Raw genomic sequence first — 20,502 nt, 5'->3', positions numbered from 1 at the left:
GCCGCGCCCGCCTTAGTGCGCCACGGCTGCCGCAGTAGCGAACACATCCGCCGGCATCGGCCGGTGGAGCTTCCAGGTAATCGCAATCGGTTTCTCCCCCGAGTGCTGCACATAGTCGACCTGCCCGAGGCACGTATAAGGAACTGTCAGCCCGGTCTCGTCGTCGGCCGTGTCCCTCGTGAAGATCAGAATCCTCGAGCCGTGGGAGGACCGGTCCAGATATCGGCGCCCGGTCGGGCTATTCGGTGATGTAGCGTTCTGCGACTCCCAATGGAACAGCTCCGGGCTGATCGCGTAGTCCTTGTACATCGTGGTCGCGGAGTGCTTCTTGTCGTCCTTATTCAGGGTGACAAAGAAGGCATCTGTGGAAGTTGCAGGACACCATGCAACGCCTTCCCGGTGCTGGACGTTCTTGCCCTGTTCCAGCGAGCCGTACTGCAGCGCAGCCAGAACCTCTTCGCGCCGGTAGGTGGCATGCGACAACAGCGGAATATGCTGCAACCCTGCACCCGGGCTCTTCGCTGCATGTTTGGACGCCGCTACTCCCAGCTTCACCACCTGGCGGATCTCGCGGCACACAAACTGGTAGCCGCGCAGATGGTCCAGTCCGCCGTCGTACGTTGTAAACCCGCCGCCGTCATCCCACAGCGTGAAGAAGAGCATGCGCGCGAAAGCCTTTTCACGCATGCCGAGGTCCGCATAGCGGGGCGAGTTGGGGGCAACCAGCATCGAATAGGCGGCCGCACGTTCCGGATCGTCCACGTGAATCAGCGCGGCCATGCGGCCCAGCAGCTTCTTCTCCTCCGCGTCCGACAGCTCCTCGAGCTTCCCGCGCAACACGGTCTCCAGGGGTGAGAGCCCCTCGATCAGTCCCGCCTGCCGGAGGTACCCGGTCCACGAGTCCCTGGTGGACCGGTAGATCGTCTTCACGTCGTTCCCGGACCGCTCCAGATAGGCCTCCAGCTCGGTCTCGGCGTAGGAGGCGATATCCCGGACCAACTGTGCCCGGTTGAACCGCAGCTGTGCCTTGATGTTGTCCAGGACCACCTTCTGCGCCACCCGGTCCAGCACGATCTGCGAGCCGGACGGCAGGTACGGGAACTCGTCCTCGACAGCCTTCTCCAACTCCTTGCGCCCGTAGCCGGTCAATGCCCGGTAGCGCAGATCAAAGCGGAACTCACGGCGCTGCTGGCCGATGAAGTCCAGGACCGTCAGCACGGCTTTGCCCTCGGCACGGCGCAGCCCGCGTCCCAGCTGCTGGAGGAAGACCGTGGCGCTCTGGGTGGGCCGGAGCAACAGGATGGTATCCACCTGCGGCAGGTCCAGGCCTTCGTTGAAAAGGTCGACGGCGAAGATGCAGTTGATCTCCCGCCGCCCCAGGCGCCTGAGGGCTTCCTCCCGGTCAGCATTGTCAGTAGTCCCGTCGACGGCGACGGAGGCAATGCCCGCTCGGTTGAACACCTCGGCCATGTAGCGGGCGTGCTGGACGGAGACGCAGAAGCCGATGGCCCGCATCTGGTCGGTGCTGGTGACCTTGTCCCTAAGTTCGCGGATCACCTTGGCGGCGCGGGCGTCGTTTCCGGTGTAGAGGGCGCTCAGCTGCGTGGTGTCGTAGTTGCCGCGCTTCCACTCCAACTGGCTCAGGTCGACGTCATCGGAGACGCCGAAGTAGTGGAACGGGACCAGCAGGTCCGCGTCCAGAGCGTCCCACAGCCTCAGCTCGCTGGCCGTGCGGCCTTCGAAGAACTGCTTGGCGACGTCGACGCCGTCACCGCGTTCAGGTGTCGCGGTGAGCCCAAGGAGCAGTTGCGGGCTCAGGTAGTCCAGCAGGCGACGGTAGGTGGGCGCCATGGCGTGGTGGAACTCATCAATGACGACGACGTCGAAGAAATCCGGCTCCAGCTGCTCGATGCGGAGGGAAGACAGCGACTGGACGGACGCGAAGATGTGCTTCCACTCCCGCGGCTTGTGGTCCCCCACGTAGAGCTCACCGAAGGCGCCGTCCTGCATGACGTCACGGTAAGTGCGCATCGCTTGCTTCAGGATTTCCTGCCGGTGGGCGACGAAGAGGAGTTTTAGGCTTCTTCCGGCGGTCTCGGTAAGGCGCTTGTAGTCCAGGGCGGCGATGACCGTCTTGCCGGTCCCGGTGGCCGCGACAAGCAGGTTGTGATTGAAGCCCTTGAACCGCTCGGCTTCCAGGTCCTCCAGCATCTCCTCCTGGTGCAGGAACGGCTGAACTTCAAGGCCGGTAATTGCATCCGGCGCCGCGGTGCGCCGGCCGCCGTTCCGTTCCAACGCAGCGTCCAGCTTTTCGCCGTCGCGTTCCGGGTCGTAGCTCTGGAACGCCCGCTGCTCCCAGTAGCTGTCGAACGTGACCTCGAACTTCTGCAAGAGGGCGGGCGTTGCGATGGAACTGAGGCGGACGTTCCATTCAAGCCCGTCGAGGAGCGCAGCCTGGCTCAGGTTGGAGCTGCCTACGTAGGCGGTGTCGAATCCGGTGTTGCGACGGAACAGCCATGCTTTGGCGTGCAGCCTCGTGGCCTGGGTTTCGTAACTGATCTTGACTTCGGCCCCGTACCGGCTGACGAGCTCGTCAATGGCACGGCGTTCGGTGGCACCCATATAGGTGGTGGTAATGATCCGGAGCTTGGCGCCGCGCTCCTTGAGTTGCTGCAGGGCTGGTTCCAGCAGCCTCAGTCCGGTCCACCGGACGAAGGCGCAGAGAAGGTCCACGGTGTCGGCGGACCCGATTTCGGCTCGGAGTTCCGCGGCCAGGTTGGGTTCGTCCTTGCTGTTAGTCAGCAAGGCGGAATCGCTCAGTTTGGTGTAGGGGCGGCGCAGGCTGCGACCTTTGAGCTTATCCGGGCGGTGGAGAGACTGGAGCTGGGTTGGACCCGGGGCGATGCGGTCTCGAGTGTTCAGTTCCTGGAGGAGCCTGTTGGCGAGGGCGACGCGGTCTGTGGGTTGGGCCGAGGCGAGGGCGCGCCGGACGGCGTCGGCGACGTGGCGGGCGAGTACGTCCGCGGAGTCTTCGTCCTTTATGTCTGCGAAGACTGGGTGGAGTCCTTGCTCTTGCTTCAGATGGTCGCCGAGCCCATCCGTGTTGAGCAGCTCGTACAGGCCCTCGGGCAGCTGTCCAGCTGCCAATCCCCCAAAGAAGTTAGTCACCGCGCCAGGCTACTAGCGATCACAGTCGGAGCATGGGATGCCGCGGGTCAGCCAGCTCGCATGGTGTCCCATCTTGACGTTCAGCACGAACTATCGCATGCTTGAAACCTGCAAACCATGCAAGACCCGCAAGCACTGCAACACCTGCAAGCTCAGGGTTTTCGCGCGGGATGCGGCTAGCGAAACCACTCAAAAGACAAATAAAATATCTAAAAATAAAAATCTAAAAATCCTAAAAACGACAAATAATACGAATAAAAAATAAAAGGATTCCTTATGAGTGCAGTAGTTTCACGTACCCAATTTCCCAAGGAAGTCGCAACAGCTCTAGGTATCTCAGTTGATTCAGTCGCTCGTTACGCTAAGGAAGGCCTCATTCCATTCGAGGTAACCCCCAAGGGACATCGACGTTACAACGTCGAGGAGGTTCGAGAGGCACTTGCCTCAGCATTATCTCCCCAGCCTCTGCGTCTGGGAGCTTCTCCCGAATTTAAGGGTGGGAAGCTCATTGCGGGCCCAGAGGTGCAGGTCAGCCCACAGTCCTTGCTTCAGGAGGATTTGCGGGCGACTCGAACACTCGAATCGGCGGAAAGCCCGGCCGACGATATAACGGATGGCCGTAGCAGCAACTCCGTGTTTGATGAGGTCTTAGGTCATTCGCGAAGGGTGCTTGTCGCAGCCAGCCGATGAATGACTAATTGCAAACCAGACTCCGAGCAGAAGAGAAGACATGAACGAAACGGCCGCACAACAGTCCTCACTGACCTTGGCCAACGTTATGACTCGCCTGAGCACCATTTCCCAAGGGGACGTAATTTCTCTGGGTGCGGTCAATATCGTTGGAGTAGGCCACAGTGCTGCTTGGAACTCCACTGCACAGCATGAAGGCCTTGCCGAGATAGAGCCAGGGGAGGAAGTGTGGTCTCTTAGCATTGAGAGCGATGTGGGGTGGTACGTAGTGATCACACAAGACTGCGATATTGCACGGTCCCCGCAGATCGAGCCGTGTCTAGTCGTATGCCCCGTCAAGTACGTTCCATCCCAGGACTGGCAAGCCCTGGCCTCAGGTCCGAGGTCCCCGCGATACTTCCCACTTCCGGATGACAAATTTCCGGGGATGGACGGAAAGCTCCCCATAGCCGACCTGAGGTTTCTCACCAGTGTCGACAAAACTGCGCTACTGCACCCTAGCGTTAAAGTCCTCCATCCCCTCTCGGCGCCTCAGCGGGCGAATTTCGGTCGTTGTATCGGTTCCCGCTATGCGCGGGTGCCCCATCCTGACAAGCTGGAACAGGATGTGCTTCCGAAGGCGGCCACCCTCATCCGCAAGCTAGCCAAGAAGTACGCGGCTGGCGACACCAGCGATCCTGAAGTCAGGCTGGTCGGCGCCGCGAGGGGATGGTATCTAGGCGGAAACGACAAACGCGTGGTCTTCATTCCGATGATCTCCGAAGCAACAGCCAAGGCCTCAGGCCTTTGGAACACCACCGCTGGGGACTTCGACATGAAGAGCATTGAGAGTGGCCAGAAACGCCTCCGCAACCAGCTCCTTGCGTCTCTTCCTGCCGGGGCCGGCTACGCATGCTCAGTGGAATCGCGCACCTTGCACTCAACCTCCGCCGCTGACCTCCTGGAGTGGTCAGAATGGATAGTTGAAGAGATACGCGAGACGCTCTGACTTCATGACTTCCTAGTTCTGCCGTCCGCGCAGCATCCGACATGCGTTTCTCCGCCCCAATCGGGTTTTGGGCGGAGAGACGCAGTCGAAGCCATACGGACACACTCCACACTCGTATGACCGGCCACTCACGATGGTCAGTCGATGAGCACCGGCTGTTTGTCATCGTCCGAAGACTCCACGTGGGTCAGAGCGTCGCGCTTCCGGTGGTTCAGCCAGTTGGCCGCCGCAAGAACCGCCACGAGTGCAAAGGTGCTGAGCAACTGCGGGCGGGAGTCCTCGCCGATGAAGCCCACGGTGAAGATCGCGGCCAGGATCAGCAGGCCAAGGCCTGTGAACCACGGGAACCCGGGCATCCGCAAGGGAAGCTCCGTTCCGTCCCGGTCGGCTCGGAGCCGCAGCGCGAGCTGGGCCAGGAGCGCGGACGTCCACACCAGCAGGCACGTCGACCCCACGATGTTTAGCAGAACGCCAAGGACCATCTCGGGGAACATCAGCTCCAGCACCACCGTGACTACGCCGAAGGCGACACTGGCCAGGACCGCGACCACCGGCACCCGCGCCGAAGACACCGAAGCAAGCCAACGCGGCGCTTCGCCGCGCTCAGCGAGGGAGAACGCCATTCGGGAGGCGCCGTAGAGGTTGGCGTTGAGGGCAGAGAGCAGGGCCGCGACGGCCACCAGGGTGATGGCGGTGGCTGCGCCGGGCATGCCGGCAGCTTCGAGCACCGCGGCGAAGGGGCTCTTCAGTCCTGCCGAACCAACCGGAACCACAGCTGCGATCACGAAGATGGCACCGATGTAGAACACCAGGATGCGCCAGAGCACCGTCCGGACGGCCTTCTTCACGCTGCGGGCTGGCTCGGCGGTTTCGGCTGCGGCCACGGACACAATCTCGGTGCCGCCGAACGCGAACGCCACCACGAACAACGCCGTCGCAATACCGCCGAACCCGCTGGGCGCGAAGCCCTCCCCCATGAAGTTACTCAGGCCCGGTGACTGCACGCCCGGAATCAGGCCGAAGAGCAGCGCGAAGCCCACCAGCAGGAACCCGACAATAGCGGCCACCTTGAGCAGGGCGAACCAGAACTCGAACTCGCCGAAATTCTTCACGCTCGTCAGGTTCACGGCGGTCAGCACCACGATGAACACCAAGGCCATCAGCCACACCGGCAGCGCCGGGAAGATGGTGGCCAGCAGGCCCGCCGCGCCGAGCGCTTCAGCGGCGATGACCACCACCAACTGGATCCACCAAAGCCAGCCCACCGTGGCACCGGCCACCGGCCCGTAGGCCTTGGCGGTGTAGACCGAGAAGGCGCCGCTGTCCGGGTTGGCGGCAGCCATCTCGCCAAGGGCCCACATCACCAGGATGATGAGCGTGCCGGCCACGAGGTAGGAGATCAGCACCGCCGGGCCGGCGGCCTGGATGCCAGCGCCGGAGCCGATGAACAGTCCAGCGCCGATGGCGCTGCCCAGCCCCATCATGGTGAGCTGCCGGGGTTTGAGGGCCGCGCCGAGGGGGCGGGCAGACGTCTTTGTCTGTTGTTCCATGGGGATTCCTCTGGTTGTGGGTGGAACGGATTGGGGAAAGGTCAGGAAGTTGTCAGGCGGCGTGGGCTGCGAGGAGCCGGAGCACGCGGTTGTTGGAGGCGGGGTCGGCCACGGTGATCCGCATGCCGTCGCCCGGGTACGCGCGGACCATGATGCCCGCGGCGTCGAATGCATCCACCAGCGTCGCCAGGAGCGCATCGTCGGCGCGAATCCACAGGAAGTTGCCCTGGCTCGGCTGCAGCATCCAGCCCTGCGCCTCCAGCTCCGCGGCCATCCGGGCCCGCTCCCGCTTGACCGCGGCCACCCGGGCTGCCATCTCCTCCCCCGCATCCAGCGACGCGATCGCCGCCTTCTGCGCCAGCGCGCTCACGGCGAACGGCAGGGCGGTGCGCCGCAAGCCCTCGGCGATTGCCGCCGTCGTAATGGCATACCCGACGCGCAGGCCGGCGAGCCCGTAGGCCTTGGAGAAGGTGCGCAGGATGCAAACGTTACGGTACCGGCGGTAAAGCGCCAGGGAATCGGGGCCGCTGCCGGCGCCGGCGTACTCCACGTAGGCCTCGTCGATCACCACCAGGACGTCGGGGCGGACGGACTGCAGGAAGGCCTCGAGGCGGCCGTGGCTGATCGGCACTCCGGTGGGGTTGTTGGGCGTGCAGAGCAGGATGACCTTGGTGCGGCCGGTGACGGCGGCAGCCATGGCGTCGAGGTCGTGGCCCTCGGCGTCGTCCAGCGGGACGCGGACCGGCCGGGCGCCTGCCAGCTCCACCAGGATGGGGTAGGCCTCGAAGGAGCGCCACGCGAAGACCACCTCGTCCCCGGCGTCGCACAGTCCGGTGATGATCTGCTGCAGGACGCCCACGCTGCCGGGCCCCACTGCCACCTCGTCGACGGTGACGCCCAGGTGCCGGGCGATCCGTTCGCGGAGTTCGACGGCGGCCATGTCCGGGTAGCGGTTCATCCTGCCGGCCGCCTCGGCCACCGCGGCGGTGGCTGCGGGCAGGGGCTCGTAGTGGCTTTCGTTGCTGGCGAGGGCGGCGATGTCCGCGCCGGCGCTGCGCCTGCCGGGGATGTAGGCGGGAAGACCGGTGACGGCGCTGCGGAGGGTGGGCAGCTTTGTTGCCGGTGGGGCCAGGAGTTGATCAGGGCTCATGAGGTCCGATCATGGAAGTGACCCGGGCCACATTGCAAGGTACGCTCTGATGCTTGGGACTTCTGCTCAACTTCTAGTACCTGTGGTGAAAATATGACCATCGCGAACTCTCGCACCCTCGATTCCCTCGACGGCAGGATCATCCTTGCCCTGGATAAGGACCCCGAAGCCAGTGCCCTGGCACTCTCCCGGACACTCGGCGTCGCACGCAACACCGTCCACGCCCGGCTGGCGCGGCTGGAGCGCAGCGGCGCGCTCCGCTCCTTCAGCCGCAGGCTGGACCCCGCCGCGCTGGGCTACGAACTGATGGCTTTCCTCTCGCTGTCCATCAGCCAGACGCGGACCGGCTCGGTGGAGAACGGGCTCGCCGCGATCCCCGAGGTCATCGAGGTGCACGCCACCACCGGCGACGCGGACCTCATGGCCAAGGTGGTGGCCCGCGGCACCGCCGACCTCTACCGCATCACCAACGAGATCCTGGAGATCGACGGGATCGAGCGGACCAGCACAGCCATCTCCATCCTGGAGCTCATGCCGCCCCGGTACGACGGGCTGATCAGCCGGCTGTCGGAGCAGGAGTCCCGCGACTAAGCGCCAGTGATGCGCGCCACAGGTGGGCGTTTTGTCACTCTTCCTCACTTCCGCTGCCAAAAATCCCAGCCGCAATTCCGTGTCTTGCCGCTTCTGCGGTCTGCGTCACAGGATTCCTGCATGACTTCACTTACCGTCTCGGGCCGAGTGGCAGAGGTTCTCAGCAGCTACGTCAGCGACGTCTTCGGCGTCATGGGCAACGGCAACGTCTACTTCCTGGACGCCGCCGAGCAGCAGGGCCTGCGCTTCACCCCCGTCCGGCACGAGGGCGCCGCCATCGCCGCGGCCGACGCCTACTACCGGGCCTCGGGACGGCTCGCCGCGGGCACCACCACCTACGGCCCCGGCTACACCAACGCGCTCACCGCCCTGGCCGAGGCGGTGCAGGCGCAAATCCCGGTTGTGCTGGTCACCGGGGATGCGCCCACCAGCGGCGCCCGACCCTGGGACGTCGACCAGGCTGCCATCGCCGCCGGCCTCGGCGCGGCCACCTTCACCGTCACCCGCGACGCCGCGGGCGCCGTCACCCGGCAGGCGGTGGAGTACGCACTCACCCGGCGCACCGCCGTCGTGCTTGCCATCCCCTACGACCTCGCCGCGCTCGAGGCAGCGGACGAGGACCTTCCGGAGCCGGCGGCTTTGGAGGTGACGGACGACGGCGGCACTGACCTTGCCCGGGTGGCCCGCCTTTTGGCCGGGGCACGTCGGCCGCTGATCCTGGCCGGCCGGGGTGCGCACCTCGCCGGAGCCGGGCCGGAGCTCCGCGAACTCGCCGACCGGCTCGGCGCACTGACCGCCGGAACCGCCCTCGCGCTCAACCTCCTCAATGGCGAGGGGTACCTGGGCGTGGCCGGCGGTTTCGGCACCGACACCGCGGCCGGGCTCATGGTTGAGGCCGACGTGGTCCTGGTGGCCGGGGCGAGCCTGAGCCCGTTCACCATGCGGTTCGGCCACCTGCTCGGCGCCGATGCGACTGTTATTCAGATCGACACTGCGGTGGAACCGACTCATCCGCGGGTAGATGTGTTTGTTCGGGCTGATGCGAAGGCTGCTGCTTCGCGGCTGTTGTCACTGGTTGACGGCGAAGCTGCTGCCGGTGCGTGGCGTGCGGAAGCCTCCAAGCGTCTTGTTGCGGGACCCGGTCACGCTGCTGGTTCCTTTGAAACCGTTGATGGCCGGCTGGACCCCCGCGCCCTCGCCACGGCGCTGGATGCCGTGCTGCCGGAGCGCCGCACGGTGGTCCAGGACGGCGGGCACTTCATCGGCTGGGCGCCCATGTACTGGAACATCCCGCGGCCTCAGGACCTGGTGATGGTGGGCACCGCCTTCCAGTCGATCGGGCTGGGGCTGGCCAGTGCGGTCGGGGCAGCCCGGGCCGTGGAGGGCGGCCGTACCCTGGTGCTGGCCACCGGGGATGGCGGTCTTTTAATGGGCCTATCCGACCTCGAATCGCTGATCGGTGCAGCCCGCAGCGCGATCGTGGTGATCTACAACGACGCCGCCTACGGGGCCGAGATCCACCAGTACGGGTCGCAGGGCCTGACCCAGAAGCCGATGCTGATCCCGGAGGTGGACTTCAGCGGGGTTGCTCGCGCTTTGGGTGCTAACTCAGCAGTTATCCGCTCGCTCTCTGACCTGTCGGCGCTTCAGAGCTGGATCGACGCTGGCGCTCGTGGGACGTTCGTGGCCGACTGCCGGATCACGTCCACCGTCCGGGCGCCCTGGCTGACGGAGTGGATGAACGCGACCCGGGCTATGAGAGCGGCGGTGGCGGGGTAACTACGGGGCGCGAACCTTATAAAGCAGGTTTATTGTTGGCTGCCAAAAAACCCTGTCCCTTGAATAATCTGATTCCGCTGACTGATGCATTCCTAGAAATGACTCCAAGATGAACGGAGACACGGACTGAATGAGAGACCACCTGACTGCCGACGAGGCAGCCCATGCAGTTGGCCGGACAGGACGAACCTTACGGGCTCACCTTCGCAAGCTTCGGGACCAAGGCAGGTTGGACAAGGATGGGGCGTGGCAGGACCCGCCGCAGAAAAACGGAATCTGGACCATTCGGCGGGGCTATTTAGAAGCATTGGCGAGTGAAAACAATTGGCCGTTTGACGACCGCTAACGTCTGCGGCCCGGTTAGCTGTGGCGGCACCTGGACTACCTCGGCGTCAGCAGAGTGCAGTCCTAGACACCGCTGTTATCAATATGGAAGAACTCCCGCTCGTGGCCCTCCCGGATCCTCAACCCAGCGTGTCCTGCGCGTTAGCGTCATGCGTTGACGAAGCCGCGAGGCGAACTCAACTGACCGGGGCGATCTTCCGGTTAAACTCGTGCTGGACAATGGCTGAACCGATGGTTCCGAGGAGAAACATCAGCCAAAAGGCTGCATGACGTCCCATGCCCCTTCGCGTGAAGACCTCGACACCGACCGAGTATTTCCACAGCCAGACGATGTTGGCAATGGGTACGATTAGCAACCAGGCCGTAGGGATGCCGGTACCGGATTTGTTCATTTCGTTCTTCGTCTTCACGCTCCAGACCAAGGAATAGATGCCGAAGGTGACGAGGGGCAAAAGTAGCGGTGCTGCGATGCTGCGGTATTTCATGATTCTCCTAATCGCGTCAATTGGAATGTCGGAGTAACACCTCGGGCGCATCGGTAGCGTCGTAGATTTTCCCCCCGGCGACGATATCCAACAAGCATCGTGGCAAATGCCAAACCTGCGGCAATCTTGAGGCAATCCTGAGCGGCATGTCATATTCGAGAATTGCAGCGACTTTCTCTTGGGCAGAGTGGGGCGCTGTCCCTGGCGTCGTTCCCAAACTCTTGAGGCTTTGGCATTCGACGGGCGCCACCACGGCGCGGCTTTCCTGCATTTCGCCGTCTTGGTGGACAATTTCTACTTCTAACGCGGTCGAAGCAGGTGGGATATGCTTCCATCAGTCGTGACAGGAATATGTTGGGGGCAGATGTGAATTCAAAGACGCCGCTGAAGTTCGGGGCCACACTGGTGGAATTGATTCGAGCCCGGCACCCGATCCTTCTCGTTGAAACCCACGAAGGCGACAGGGTGATTGCCGCAGCAGAAGCTGTCGCGGTAAGTCCAGATATCCGGCGTCATCGGCGGGTCACGGCCTACACCGTTTCAAAGGGACTGCACGCTCCCGGCCAGATGACGGGGAAACCGACCGCTCCGGACGTTGCCCTCACCGAAGCGATTAAGACTCAAGAACCGACTATCTTCATCTTCTTCGATCTGCACCACTTCCTGGGTGCCCAAGGACGCCCCGCTGAGCCGACGATGGTCCGGGCAGTACAAGACGTCGCTACGGCCTTCCGCACCGGGGAAGTCCCGCACACCCTCATCATTGTGTCCCCGGGGATGACTCTTCCGGCCGATTTGGAAAAGGAAGTCACCGTTGTCGACCTACCGCTGCCGACGGCAGGGGAAATTGAGGGCGTGCTGGACGAGATAGTCAGCGCGAATGCAGCATCCATCGTCGTCGACCTGAGCTCGGACGAACGCCAGCGGCTTATCCAGGCGGCACAGGGCCTCACCCTTGGCGAGGCAGAGAACGCCTTTGCACGGGCCATCGCCTCCGACCGCCGGCTGGACGCCTCGGATATTGCGTTGGTCCTGGATGAGAAACGCCAGACCATCAGGAAGTCAGGACTGCTGGAGTTCATCACTCCGGAAGGCACGATGAACGACGTGGGCGGCCTGGAAAACCTCAAGAAATGGCTGGAGAAGCGGAACGGATCCTGGCTGCCCGAAGCGCAGCGGTGGTCCATCCCTGCACCCAAGGGTGTCTTGATTACCGGAATCCCTGGCTGCGGCAAGAGCCTTACCGCCACCTGCATGGCCACGCTTTGGGGCTTGCCACTGCTCCGGCTTGATGTCGGTCGCGTATTCTCTGGTCTGGTGGGCTCCAGCGAACAGAACATGCGCGGTGCCTTGAGGCTCGCTGAAGCGGTCTCACCCTCCATCTTGTGGATAGACGAAATCGAGAAAGGCTTCGGCTCAAGCGGGAGCGGAGACTCGGGCACCAGCCAGCGCGTTTTCGGGACATTCCTCACGTGGATGCAGGAGAAGAAGAACCCTGTATTTGTCATCGCCACGGCAAACAAGATCGATACCCTTCCACCGGAATTCCTCCGAAAGGGCCGCTTCGACGAAATTTTCTTCGTGGACCTGCCAACGAGGGAGGAACGACTTCACATTTGGCGGATCCAGCTCGAGAAGAGGCTCACGGCGGGATCAGCTGCGACCGGCGACTTCGACATCAACAACGACTCTCTGAGCTACCTTGCGGAACTTACGGAGGGTTTCTCAGGGGCAGAAATCGCTGAAGCCGCGGTCAGTGCCTGCTTTGAAGCCTTCTCGGAGCGGCGGCGGCTGAATGAAAAAGATCTCCGCAGGGCTATCACCAACACCGTCCCGTTGTCGGTCACACAGGCGGAGCAGATCAAGGGAGTACGGGATTGGGCTTCACAACGTGCCGTGGCAGCAACGTCCACCAGTTCCAGAGGCGACTACTCGACAAGTGGATCAGCAGCCCCCGCAGACGTGAACTCGTGGCGCGGCGGCCGGCAGATTGACTTTGGGGACTAGGTCGGCCATGAGTCTCGAAGTCCTCCTCATCCCTCTCGGTATTGCCGCCATTGCCGCCATCCGGGAAGCACGAAGCACCGATCTCTGCGAGAAGTGCAAGACCACCCGCATCAAGGACCAGCAACTGTTACAGGACGCGCTCGTGGCCATGGGCGGTACTAACCTCAGCGTTGCACAAGGACGCATCACAGGTGACAGCCCATACGGCCGGATCACCTTCCAACAAATCGGCGAAGTATTTCTCGGACGTGTTGATCGTGCAGACGACCAGGTGACGTCCAATATGCTGGCGGCGCTGGATATGAGCGTCGGCGCCTTGCTGCAGCAAAGAACCATTGCATCCCTGCACGCCCGAGCCGCAGAAATGGGAATGGTCCTTGTCTCACAGACCGCGACCAACGGTGAAGTCCAACTCGTTTTCGAACAGGCGACATGATGCAAAAGAAGACTATTACCATCACCGTTTCGGCCTCAGGATCCATAACCGCAGAGGCAAGCGGTCCCGGCACCGCCTGCACAGAAGGGCTGACCGCGATTCAGGCCCTTCTGCCCGATGCAGTCATTGCAGATTCACGCCTTACACCGGCCTACTATCAAACCGCCACGAAATCAGTGGCAACGCAGCAACTACAGCATGAGGGGACGACTGACGATGACGCCTGAAGAGAAACTGTGTTCACGAACATGGCGGCTGCGGAACAGCGCCGGGGTGCTCTGGAGCATTCTCTCTTTCGGCTTGCTCACAGGCGTCGGATTTCTCATCCGCGGTGTGAAAGCCAAAAACAAGCTGTGGATCCAGATGGGCATCGGTTTCTTGGTCCTCGGAGTCGGCCTCATGGTGGCCAACGGAACGTTCGATAGTGGCACTAAGGAAGCACCTATTCGTTCCACGGCAAGCACCATTTGGGGATGGGCTTGGTTCCTGACTTTTGTTGGCGGCCTCGTCGCTACCTTCGTCACCAACCGAAAATGGTTGGTGTGGAAAGCGCACGCTGGCGACACCAAGTGGTATGCGCAGGCGGGCACCTCCGCGCCTGCAGTTAACGCCGCCCCTCCCATCGGCTATGACCCCAACGCTTCCGCGGCAGCCTTCAGGTCAGCAACTCCGCAACCTGCAGCCCCACCTGTGCAACCTGCCCCGCCAGCACAAAACCTTTCCGGTCATGGCGCCCCGGCGGCCAACATTGACGTGAACACCGCCTCTGCCCAAGATCTCGCTACTGCGCTGGGCCTGGATTACGCCACTGCCGGACGTATCGTGGAGGCGCGTCAGAACCAGGGGCCGTACACCTCCTTCGAACAGCTCATGGCCAAGGCCCAGGTACAGCCGCACCTTCTGATTCCACACCGCCATAGGCTCGTCTTCGGAGGCCCAAGCAGCGAAGCGACGCCTGCGCCGGCACAGCCGACACGCCGCAGCGCCAATCAAGCAGCCCGCAGACTCGACCTTTGACAACGGAAGTACTGCGCATCGCGCGGGTCCTAGACGGGACGACAGCCGAAGGCCCTGGCCTCCGCACTGCCGTTTGGTTTCAGGGCTGCAGCATCCGCTGCGATGGATGCATAAATCCGCATTTGTTCAGTCCGACTGGCGGAAGTGAAATGTCTGTCGATGCCATCCTCCAGGGCGCTATGTCGAGCAGCGTCGAGGGCCTCACCCTGATCGGCGGCGAGCCTTTCGACCAGCCTTCGGGCGGAGCCAAGCTTGCTAGGGATGCACAAAAACTCGGCCTAGGAGTCATAGCCTTCTCGGGATATGAGTACGAGTCCCTCCAGAGCAGAGGCGGCGACACGGAGGAGTTCCTCGCTGCAATCGACCTACTCGTTGACGGTCCGTATCAGTCCTGGAATCAGGAAAAGCAGCGCGCGTTGGTCGGCTCGACCAATCAGCGCTTCATCCACATCTCCGATCGGTATCACTCCTACAGACCCGATGCCGCTGCCAACCGCGTTGATATTCGCATCCTTCCTGATGGTTCCATTGACGTCGCCGGCTTCCTTGGTAGTGACGGTCTCAAGAACTTGTTAGAAGTTACGGGTACGGATAGAAAGGCGCGCAGGGCAGGCGCTGGGTAGAAGGACGACAGGGCCAAACAGGTTCTCTCCGAACATCCCAGCACGTGTGGTCGCAAGGCTGGGACTTCTTCTTGCCACAACTCATAAAGGGCCTTCACAGCCGCCGCTGCCGGAACATGGGAACGACTCCCGGACCCGGTCCACCGTCTCCAGCGAAACCTCCACTACCTGCACCCCAGCGGCCAGGCCAAGGTCAGCTTCAACAACACCCATCGGGTCCACCAGCACGCTCCGCCCCACGGACACCGGCGGCGCCTGGCACACCCCGGCCACGTACACGCTGTTCTCGATCGCCCCCGCCGCGTTCAGCGCCAGCCACTGCTCCGTCTTATGCTCCCCCGGCACCCAGGACGAGCAGACCAGCAGCACCTGCGCGCCGGCGTCGGCCAACGTCCTCGCCAGCTCCGGAAACCGCAGGTCGTAGCAGGTCATCAACCCGAAGCGCACTCCCCCATGCTCGAACACCACCGGCTCAAGGGACTCCCCCGGCTTGATGAACTCGGACTCCCCGAAGCCCTGCGCGTCGAAAAGGTGGATCTTCCGGTAGGAAGCCAGCCGGCCGCCGTCGGGCCCGAAAGCCACCAGCGTGTTATACGCCCGGCCCGGCTCGTCCGAGGTCTCCACCACGCCCGCCACCAGCGCGATGCGGTGGTGGCGGGCGGTGGCGGCGAGTGCCTGGCAGACGGGCCCGTCCAGCGGCTCGGCCACCTCGGGAAAGGTCGCGTCCACCTTCTTCTTCTCGTAGGTGGCGTACTCCGGGAAGGCGACCAGCGCGGCGCCGTCGCGGGCTGCCTCGGCGGCGAACCGGTCGATCGCGGCGAGGTTGGCCTGGATATCGGCGCCCGACTCCAGCTGACCCAGCGCTATCTTCACGAACTTTCCTTCCCTTGGCCCAAGAACCCCCGCTACAAGACAGAGCTCAGGCGGCCGCCTCGACCGTCGCCTTCTCCCTGGCCGCCATCTCCGGCGGCGCCGGCTTGAAGCCGCGCGGGTGATCAGGGCCAGGACCACGATGCCCACCGCCAGCCAGGACACACCCAGCGTGATGGCGCATTGAGCCTGCCGGAGATGGCCTTGGGCAGGACCGAATCGCGGCCTATCGCATACATCAGCCGCGACTCGCTGGCATGCGCGGCCAGGCCGGAGGAGACCAGCCCCCTCGTTCGGAGCTATTCCTCGGTGAGAGAACCGTCCAGCGCCACCTGAGCAACATCTTCGACAAGCTCGGCCGATGCTTCCGGTCCCTCACCCTGCACCAATGGCAAGCACCGGCTGGATGCGCCATGATCGGAGCATGAGCCGCGCCGGTAAGCCCAGAACCTGGTGGGTCCCGCCGGCCCTCCGCGGTTACCAGGCCGGGTGGCTGCGGCACGACCTGATCGCCGGCGCCGCGCTCTTCGCGGTCCTGGTGCCCGCGGGCATGGCCTACGCCCAGGCCGCCGGTCTCCCGCCGGTGACCGGCCTCTACGCCACCGTGGTGCCCCTCCTCGCCTACGCCGCCGTCGGCCCGTCGCGGGTACTGGTGCTGGGCCCCGATTCCGCGCTCGCCCCGATGATCGTTGCCGCCCTGGTCCCCCTGGCTGCGGCCAACGAGCAACGCTCCGTTGCACTGGCCGGGCTGCTGGCCGTCCTGATCGGCGCCATCATGCTGGCCGGTACGGCGCTTCGGCTGGGCATCGTCACCGGCCTGCTGTCCAAGCCAATCCGCCTGGGCTACCTCAACGGCATCGCCCTGCTGGTTGTGGCCTCCCAGCTTCCGGTCCTCCTGGGGATCTCCGTGGACGGGCAGACGCCCTGGGACAAACTCCTGGCCGCAGCGCCGAAGGTGCTCGCCGGTGAAACCAATATCGCCGCCCTGCTGCTGGGGCTGGCCTCACTGGCCCTGATCTGGGTGCCGCGGTGGCTGAGGTGGAAGGTCCCGGGCGTGCTGGTCGCCGTCGTCGTCTCCTGCCTCGCCGTTGCCCTGCTGGGACTGCACGACCGCGTCAAGGTCGCCGGCGCCCTCCCCCAGGGCCTCCCGGCGCCCGCCCTCGGCGGGATCGGCTGGGCCGACGTCGTGACCCTGCTGCCCGCCGCCGCGGGCATCGCCCTGATCGTCTTCGTGGACACCGGAACGCTGTCCCAGTCCCTGGCCGCGGCCCGTAACGCCAGGGTCTCCGGCAACCATGAGATGGCGGCCCTCGGCGCGGCGAACGCGGCCAGCGGCCTGCTGGGAGGCTTCCCTGTGTCGGCCAGCGCCTCCCGGACGCCGGTGGCGGTGGAGTCCGGGGCGAGATCCCAGCTCACCGGGGTGGTGGGCGCCGTCCTGGTGGTCGGCTTCATGCTCCTGGCACCGGGCGTCACCGAGTTCCTGCCAGCCGCCACGCTGGCGGCCATCGTCATTGCCGCAGCCGCCGGAATCGCCGACCCCGCGGGGGTGCGCCGGCTGATCGGCATGAGCCGCAGCGAATCCCTGGTGATGCTCGCGGCCTTCCTGGGCGTCACCATCCTGGGCGTCCTGCCGGGCATCGTGGTCGCCGTCGGCCTGGCCATCCTGGACTTCCTGCGGCGCGCCTGGGACCCCTACCGCGCCGAGCTTGTGGACGTCCCCGGCGTCCCCGGCTACCACGACGTCAGCCGCCACCCGAACGGCGAGCGCGTGCCCGGCCTGCTGATCCTGCGCTTCGACGCGCCGCTGTTTTTCGGCAACGGCGCGCTGCTTGGCTCTTTCGTCCGCGACGAACTGGACCAGGCCCCGCCCGGCACCGAACGGGTGGTGCTGGCCGCCGAGCCGGTGACCGGCATCGACACCACGGCGCTGGACGAGCTGGTGCAGCTGGACGAATGGCTGGACCGGCACGGCGTGGACCTGGTGTTCGCGGAGATGAAGGGCCCGGTCAAGGACAGGCTGCTGCGGTACGGCATGGGCGCCCGGTTCTCCCCCGAGCACTTCTTCCCCACCGTGAGCCAGGCGGTGCGGGCGTTCCAGCGGGAGCAGCGCGGGACGCAGGAGTAACCGGGGCACGGCCGCAACGTTACAACCCGGCAGCACCCGGCATTCCGCCGACCGCCAGCCCGCCGTGCGTTGCACCACTTCGCCGTGGGATCCGGAATAGTTCTGTCCGGCCACGTGGTTGTCGCAGGCATGAAGGCGATCACTTACAGCGAATACGGAAGCCCGGACGTCCTCGAATACGGCGAGCAGCCGATGCCGAAGGCCGGGCCCGGCATGGTCCTGGTCAAGGTCAAGGCGGCCGCGGTGAACCCGGTGGACTGGAAGATCATGGCCGGCGGACTGGACGCCCTCATGGACCTGCAGTTCCCCGCCATCCCCGGCTGGGACGTCGCCGGCGTCGTGGAGTCAGTAGGTATCGACTCCCGGCAGTTCCGGCCCGGCGACGAGGTCATCGCCTACGGCCGCAAGGACTACGTCCACGGCGGCAGCTTCGCCGAGTACATCGCGCTGCCGGAGCGGGTCCTGGCAAAGAAGCCCGCGGCGCTTGATTGGAACGAAGCGGCAGGCCTGCCGCTGGCCGGCCTCACCGCCTACCAGGTCCTCAACCGGCTGGGCCTGAAGGCCGGCGAAACCGTCCTGATCCACGGCGGCGCCGGCGGCGTGGGCTCCCTCGGCATCCAGATCGCCGCGGCCATGGGCGCCAGCGTCATTGCCACCGCCTCGGAAAAGAACCACGACTTCCTCCGTTCCCTCGGCGCCGAGCCGGTTGCCTACGGGGACGGGCTCGCCGAGCGCGTGCGAGCCCTGCGCCCGGACGGCGTGGAGGTGGTTGCAGACTTCGTCGGCGGCAACCTCGAAACCACGCTGGCGGTACTGGCGGACGGTGGACGGCACGCCTCCATCGCCGACAGCGACGTGGAAGAACACGGTGGCCAGTGGATGTGGGTCACCCCCGCGGGATCCGACCTGCAGGAACTGGCCGACATGGCGGACAGCGGCAAACTCAGCGTGGAAGTTGCCGAGGTCTTCCCGCTGGAGAAGGCCGCCGACGCCTTCCGCTCCAACATGGAAGGACATACGCGCGGCAAGATCGTGGTGGCCGTGGACCAGGATTCCTGATCTGGCAGCAGCACAGGCCCGTCGGGCCGGCACTGGCTGCCGGTGCCCCGCTTCCCCTACAGCCACCGCCTGACCCGGGGTAGCCTGAACCCATGGACGCCGACATCCGGCACCTCCGCCTCCGCACCGGCATCACCGTGCCCTGCCTCGCCCGGGACACCATCCAGGACCACGGCAACGACGACGACGGCGCCACGCCCCTGCTGCTGCTTCACGCCTGGGGCGAATCCCGCCGCAGCTTCGACCGGCTCATACCCCTCCTGGCCGGCCGCCGGATCTATGCGCCGGACCTCCGCGGCCAGGGCGACGCCGACAAACCCGCGGAGGGCTACTCCCTGGCGGAGCAGGCTGAGGACGCCGCCGCTATCCTGGACGCACTCGGCGTGCCCCGCGCCGCCGTCGTCGGCTCTTCCAGCGGCGGCTACGTGGCCCAGCAACTCGCCGCAGTCCATCCCGGAAGGGTGGCGGCACTGGTCCTGGCCGGGTCTCCACTCAGCCTCCAGGGACGGCCCGCCTTCGCCGACGAGGTGGACGCCCTCACCGACCCCCTCGACGAAGCTTGGGTGCGGGACTCGCTGTCCTGGTTTCCCCTGCACCATGACGTCCCCGCCTGGTACATCGAGGACCGCATCCGCGACGGCCTGAAGATGCCCGCCCACGCCTGGAAAGGCATTCTGGGCGGGCTTTGCGCCGCCACGCCGCCCACGGAAAGCGGGACCATCCACACGCCCACCCTCATGCTCTGGGGCGGCGAGGACACCGTGCTGCCCCGCCAAGATCAGGAGACCCTGGCTGCACGGATCCCCGGCGCGGTGCTGAAGGTCTACCCCGGCACGGGCCACATGGTCCTGTGGGAGTGCCCGGAGCGGGTCGCAGCGGACACAATCTCGTTCCTGCGCGCGCTGCTTTGACGGAGGCCCGCCGGCTGCCGCGCCCACGGAACAGCGTCCCGGATCCGGGCGTTGAGGTGGATATGAAGCGTCGTGTCCTGCTCCCCGTTGCGGTGCTCGCGGCCGCCGTCGTCATCGCTGCCGGACTGTACCTGTTCCAGCCCTGGCGCATCTTCACCAGTTCCACGCTGATCGAGGATCTTCCCGCCGCCCCCGCGCCAGCATCCCAGGCGAAGGCGACCGCCGCACCATCCGAGGCGGCCTCGGCGCCTCCGTCAGCGGCCGGCGTCCCGCCCGCGGCCACTGCCCCGCCCGCTGCGCCGGCCGCCCCGCGCGAACTGGCAACGGGCCGGCTCATCAGCCATGAACACGCCAGCTCCGGGACGGTGCGGATCCTCGAACTCCCCGACGGCACCCGGATCCTCCGGTTCGAAGGACTGGACACCTCCGACGGCCCGGACCTGCGGGTCTGGCTCACCGACGCCCCCGTCCTGGAAGGGCCGGCCGGCTGGTACGTCTTCGACGACGGCGCCTACCTGGACTTGGGCTCGCTGAAGGCCAATAAAGGCGACCAGAACTACGAGATCCCCGCCTCGGCAGTCCTGGCCGACTACACATCGGTCAGCATCTGGTGCGCCCGCTTCACCGTGTCCTTCGCCGCCGCCAAGCTGACCACATGACCGGCGCCCTCCGCGGCCCTTGCTGCTTTGGTGCCGCGACGTACGCAGC

Annotated in this window: 18 protein-coding genes; 13 read left to right on the top strand and 5 right to left on the bottom strand. The window is 64.9% G+C overall.

Annotated features, from left to right (window positions below):
• Positions 1 to 12: 12 nt before the first annotated feature.
• Positions 13 to 3,132: a DUF3427 domain-containing protein gene (locus ACYSM9_RS02985; RefSeq protein WP_461855667.1), complete on the bottom strand. Its 3,120-nt coding sequence runs from the start codon at positions 3,130 to 3,132 to the stop codon at positions 13 to 15.
• A gap of 312 nt (positions 3,133 to 3,444) precedes the next feature.
• Here ACYSM9_RS02985 and ACYSM9_RS02980 point away from each other — a divergent pair, with 312 nt between their 5' ends.
• Positions 3,445 to 3,858 (top strand): MerR family transcriptional regulator, encoded by a 414-nt coding sequence (locus tag ACYSM9_RS02980; protein WP_461855515.1) that lies wholly within the window; start codon positions 3,445 to 3,447, stop codon positions 3,856 to 3,858.
• Positions 3,859 to 3,898: 40 nt separating this feature from the next.
• Positions 3,899 to 4,846 (top strand): hypothetical protein, encoded by a 948-nt coding sequence (locus ACYSM9_RS02975; RefSeq protein WP_461855514.1) that lies wholly within the window; start codon positions 3,899 to 3,901, stop codon positions 4,844 to 4,846.
• Positions 4,847 to 4,983: 137 nt separating this feature from the next.
• Here ACYSM9_RS02975 and ACYSM9_RS02970 read toward each other — a convergent pair whose 3' ends face one another.
• Positions 4,984 to 6,396, bottom strand: a complete 1,413-nt coding sequence (locus ACYSM9_RS02970) for an amino acid permease (protein WP_461855513.1) — start codon at positions 6,394 to 6,396, stop codon at positions 4,984 to 4,986.
• 52 nt (positions 6,397 to 6,448) lie between these two features.
• The gene (hisC, locus tag ACYSM9_RS02965) at positions 6,449 to 7,546 is read right to left on the bottom strand and encodes a histidinol-phosphate transaminase (RefSeq protein WP_461855512.1); all 1,098 of its coding nucleotides are present in this window, start codon (positions 7,544 to 7,546) and stop codon (positions 6,449 to 6,451) included.
• A 93-nt stretch (positions 7,547 to 7,639) separates the two neighbouring features.
• Here hisC and ACYSM9_RS02960 point away from each other — a divergent pair, with 93 nt between their 5' ends.
• Positions 7,640 to 8,137 (top strand): Lrp/AsnC family transcriptional regulator, encoded by a 498-nt coding sequence (locus tag ACYSM9_RS02960; RefSeq protein ID WP_461855511.1) that lies wholly within the window; start codon positions 7,640 to 7,642, stop codon positions 8,135 to 8,137.
• A 120-nt stretch (positions 8,138 to 8,257) separates the two neighbouring features.
• Complete coding sequence (locus ACYSM9_RS02955) at positions 8,258 to 9,916, top strand: thiamine pyrophosphate-binding protein (RefSeq protein WP_461855510.1); 1,659 nt, start codon at positions 8,258 to 8,260, stop codon at positions 9,914 to 9,916.
• A gap of 521 nt (positions 9,917 to 10,437) precedes the next feature.
• Here ACYSM9_RS02955 and ACYSM9_RS02950 read toward each other — a convergent pair.
• A complete protein-coding gene (locus ACYSM9_RS02950; protein WP_461855509.1) occupies positions 10,438 to 10,746 on the bottom strand; it encodes a DUF4234 domain-containing protein in 309 nt (102 codons plus the stop codon).
• Positions 10,747 to 11,112: 366 nt separating this feature from the next.
• Here ACYSM9_RS02950 and ACYSM9_RS02945 point away from each other — a divergent pair, with 366 nt between their 5' ends.
• From ACYSM9_RS02945 to ACYSM9_RS02925, 5 genes are read left to right on the top strand one after another with little or no spacing between them, the layout of a single operon-like run.
• Positions 11,113 to 12,753 (top strand): AAA family ATPase, encoded by a 1,641-nt coding sequence (locus ACYSM9_RS02945; protein ID WP_461855508.1) that lies wholly within the window; start codon positions 11,113 to 11,115, stop codon positions 12,751 to 12,753.
• A 7-nt stretch (positions 12,754 to 12,760) separates the two neighbouring features.
• Positions 12,761 to 13,189 carry a hypothetical protein gene (locus ACYSM9_RS02940; protein WP_461855507.1) on the top strand — a complete coding sequence of 143 codons (429 nt, stop codon included), beginning with the start codon at positions 12,761 to 12,763 and terminating at the stop codon, positions 13,187 to 13,189.
• Positions 13,186 to 13,416, top strand: a complete 231-nt coding sequence (locus tag ACYSM9_RS02935) for a hypothetical protein (RefSeq protein ID WP_461855506.1) — start codon at positions 13,186 to 13,188, stop codon at positions 13,414 to 13,416. Before ACYSM9_RS02940 ends, ACYSM9_RS02935 begins: the two co-directional genes overlap by 4 nt.
• Positions 13,406 to 14,206, top strand: a complete 801-nt coding sequence (locus ACYSM9_RS02930) for a ComEA family DNA-binding protein (protein WP_461855505.1) — start codon at positions 13,406 to 13,408, stop codon at positions 14,204 to 14,206. The genes ACYSM9_RS02935 and ACYSM9_RS02930 overlap by 11 nt, the downstream gene beginning before the upstream one ends.
• Positions 14,203 to 14,829, top strand: a complete 627-nt coding sequence (locus tag ACYSM9_RS02925) for a 4Fe-4S single cluster domain-containing protein (RefSeq protein WP_461855504.1) — start codon at positions 14,203 to 14,205, stop codon at positions 14,827 to 14,829. The genes ACYSM9_RS02930 and ACYSM9_RS02925 overlap by 4 nt, the downstream gene beginning before the upstream one ends.
• Positions 14,830 to 14,910: 81 nt before the next feature.
• Here ACYSM9_RS02925 and ACYSM9_RS02920 read toward each other — a convergent pair whose 3' ends face one another.
• A complete protein-coding gene (locus ACYSM9_RS02920; protein WP_461855503.1) occupies positions 14,911 to 15,702 on the bottom strand; it encodes a carbon-nitrogen hydrolase family protein in 792 nt (263 codons plus the stop codon).
• 421 nt (positions 15,703 to 16,123) lie between these two features.
• On the opposite strand from ACYSM9_RS02920, the gene ACYSM9_RS02915 reads away from it, so the two are divergent.
• From ACYSM9_RS02915 to ACYSM9_RS02900, 4 genes are all read left to right on the top strand, one after another.
• Positions 16,124 to 17,824: a SulP family inorganic anion transporter gene (locus tag ACYSM9_RS02915; protein ID WP_461855502.1), complete on the top strand. Its 1,701-nt coding sequence runs from the start codon at positions 16,124 to 16,126 to the stop codon at positions 17,822 to 17,824.
• Between the two features lie 129 nt (positions 17,825 to 17,953).
• Positions 17,954 to 18,883: an NADP-dependent oxidoreductase gene (locus tag ACYSM9_RS02910; protein WP_461855501.1), complete on the top strand. Its 930-nt coding sequence runs from the start codon at positions 17,954 to 17,956 to the stop codon at positions 18,881 to 18,883.
• A 92-nt stretch (positions 18,884 to 18,975) separates the two neighbouring features.
• Positions 18,976 to 19,794, top strand: coding sequence for an alpha/beta fold hydrolase (locus ACYSM9_RS02905; protein ID WP_461855500.1), 819 nt, complete (start codon positions 18,976 to 18,978; stop codon positions 19,792 to 19,794).
• A 62-nt stretch (positions 19,795 to 19,856) separates the two neighbouring features.
• The gene (locus ACYSM9_RS02900) at positions 19,857 to 20,453 is read left to right on the top strand and encodes a DM13 domain-containing protein (protein WP_461855499.1); all 597 of its coding nucleotides are present in this window, start codon (positions 19,857 to 19,859) and stop codon (positions 20,451 to 20,453) included.
• The last annotated feature ends 49 nt before the right edge of the window (positions 20,454 to 20,502 follow it).

The organism is Arthrobacter sp. C152, assembly GCF_054890965.1.
The sequence above is the reverse complement of the archived record's forward strand: the minus strand, read 5'-3'. Positions and strand labels throughout refer to the sequence as shown.

Excerpts from the sequence above, each read along its gene's own strand:
- ACYSM9_RS02900 (WP_461855499.1), top strand. The coding sequence starts at position 19,857 with ATGAAGCGTCGTGTCCTGCTCCCCGTTGCGGTGCTCGCGGCCGCCGTC.
- ACYSM9_RS02905 (WP_461855500.1), top strand. The coding sequence starts at position 18,976 with ATGGACGCCGACATCCGGCACCTCCGCCTCCGCACCGGCATCACCGTG.
- hisC (WP_461855512.1), bottom strand. The coding sequence starts at position 7,546 with ATGAGCCCTGATCAACTCCTGGCCCCACCGGCAACAAAGCTGCCCACC.
- ACYSM9_RS02955 (WP_461855510.1), top strand. The coding sequence starts at position 8,258 with ATGACTTCACTTACCGTCTCGGGCCGAGTGGCAGAGGTTCTCAGCAGC.
- ACYSM9_RS02915 (WP_461855502.1), top strand. The coding sequence starts at position 16,124 with ATGAGCCGCGCCGGTAAGCCCAGAACCTGGTGGGTCCCGCCGGCCCTC.
- ACYSM9_RS02940 (WP_461855507.1), top strand. The coding sequence starts at position 12,761 with ATGAGTCTCGAAGTCCTCCTCATCCCTCTCGGTATTGCCGCCATTGCC.
- ACYSM9_RS02910 (WP_461855501.1), top strand. The coding sequence starts at position 17,954 with ATGAAGGCGATCACTTACAGCGAATACGGAAGCCCGGACGTCCTCGAA.
- ACYSM9_RS02960 (WP_461855511.1), top strand. The coding sequence starts at position 7,640 with ATGACCATCGCGAACTCTCGCACCCTCGATTCCCTCGACGGCAGGATC.
- ACYSM9_RS02950 (WP_461855509.1), bottom strand. The coding sequence starts at position 10,746 with ATGAAATACCGCAGCATCGCAGCACCGCTACTTTTGCCCCTCGTCACC.
- ACYSM9_RS02935 (WP_461855506.1), top strand. The coding sequence starts at position 13,186 with ATGATGCAAAAGAAGACTATTACCATCACCGTTTCGGCCTCAGGATCC.
- ACYSM9_RS02930 (WP_461855505.1), top strand. The coding sequence starts at position 13,406 with ATGACGCCTGAAGAGAAACTGTGTTCACGAACATGGCGGCTGCGGAAC.
- ACYSM9_RS02975 (WP_461855514.1), top strand. The coding sequence starts at position 3,899 with ATGAACGAAACGGCCGCACAACAGTCCTCACTGACCTTGGCCAACGTT.
- ACYSM9_RS02970 (WP_461855513.1), bottom strand. The coding sequence starts at position 6,396 with ATGGAACAACAGACAAAGACGTCTGCCCGCCCCCTCGGCGCGGCCCTC.
- ACYSM9_RS02980 (WP_461855515.1), top strand. The coding sequence starts at position 3,445 with ATGAGTGCAGTAGTTTCACGTACCCAATTTCCCAAGGAAGTCGCAACA.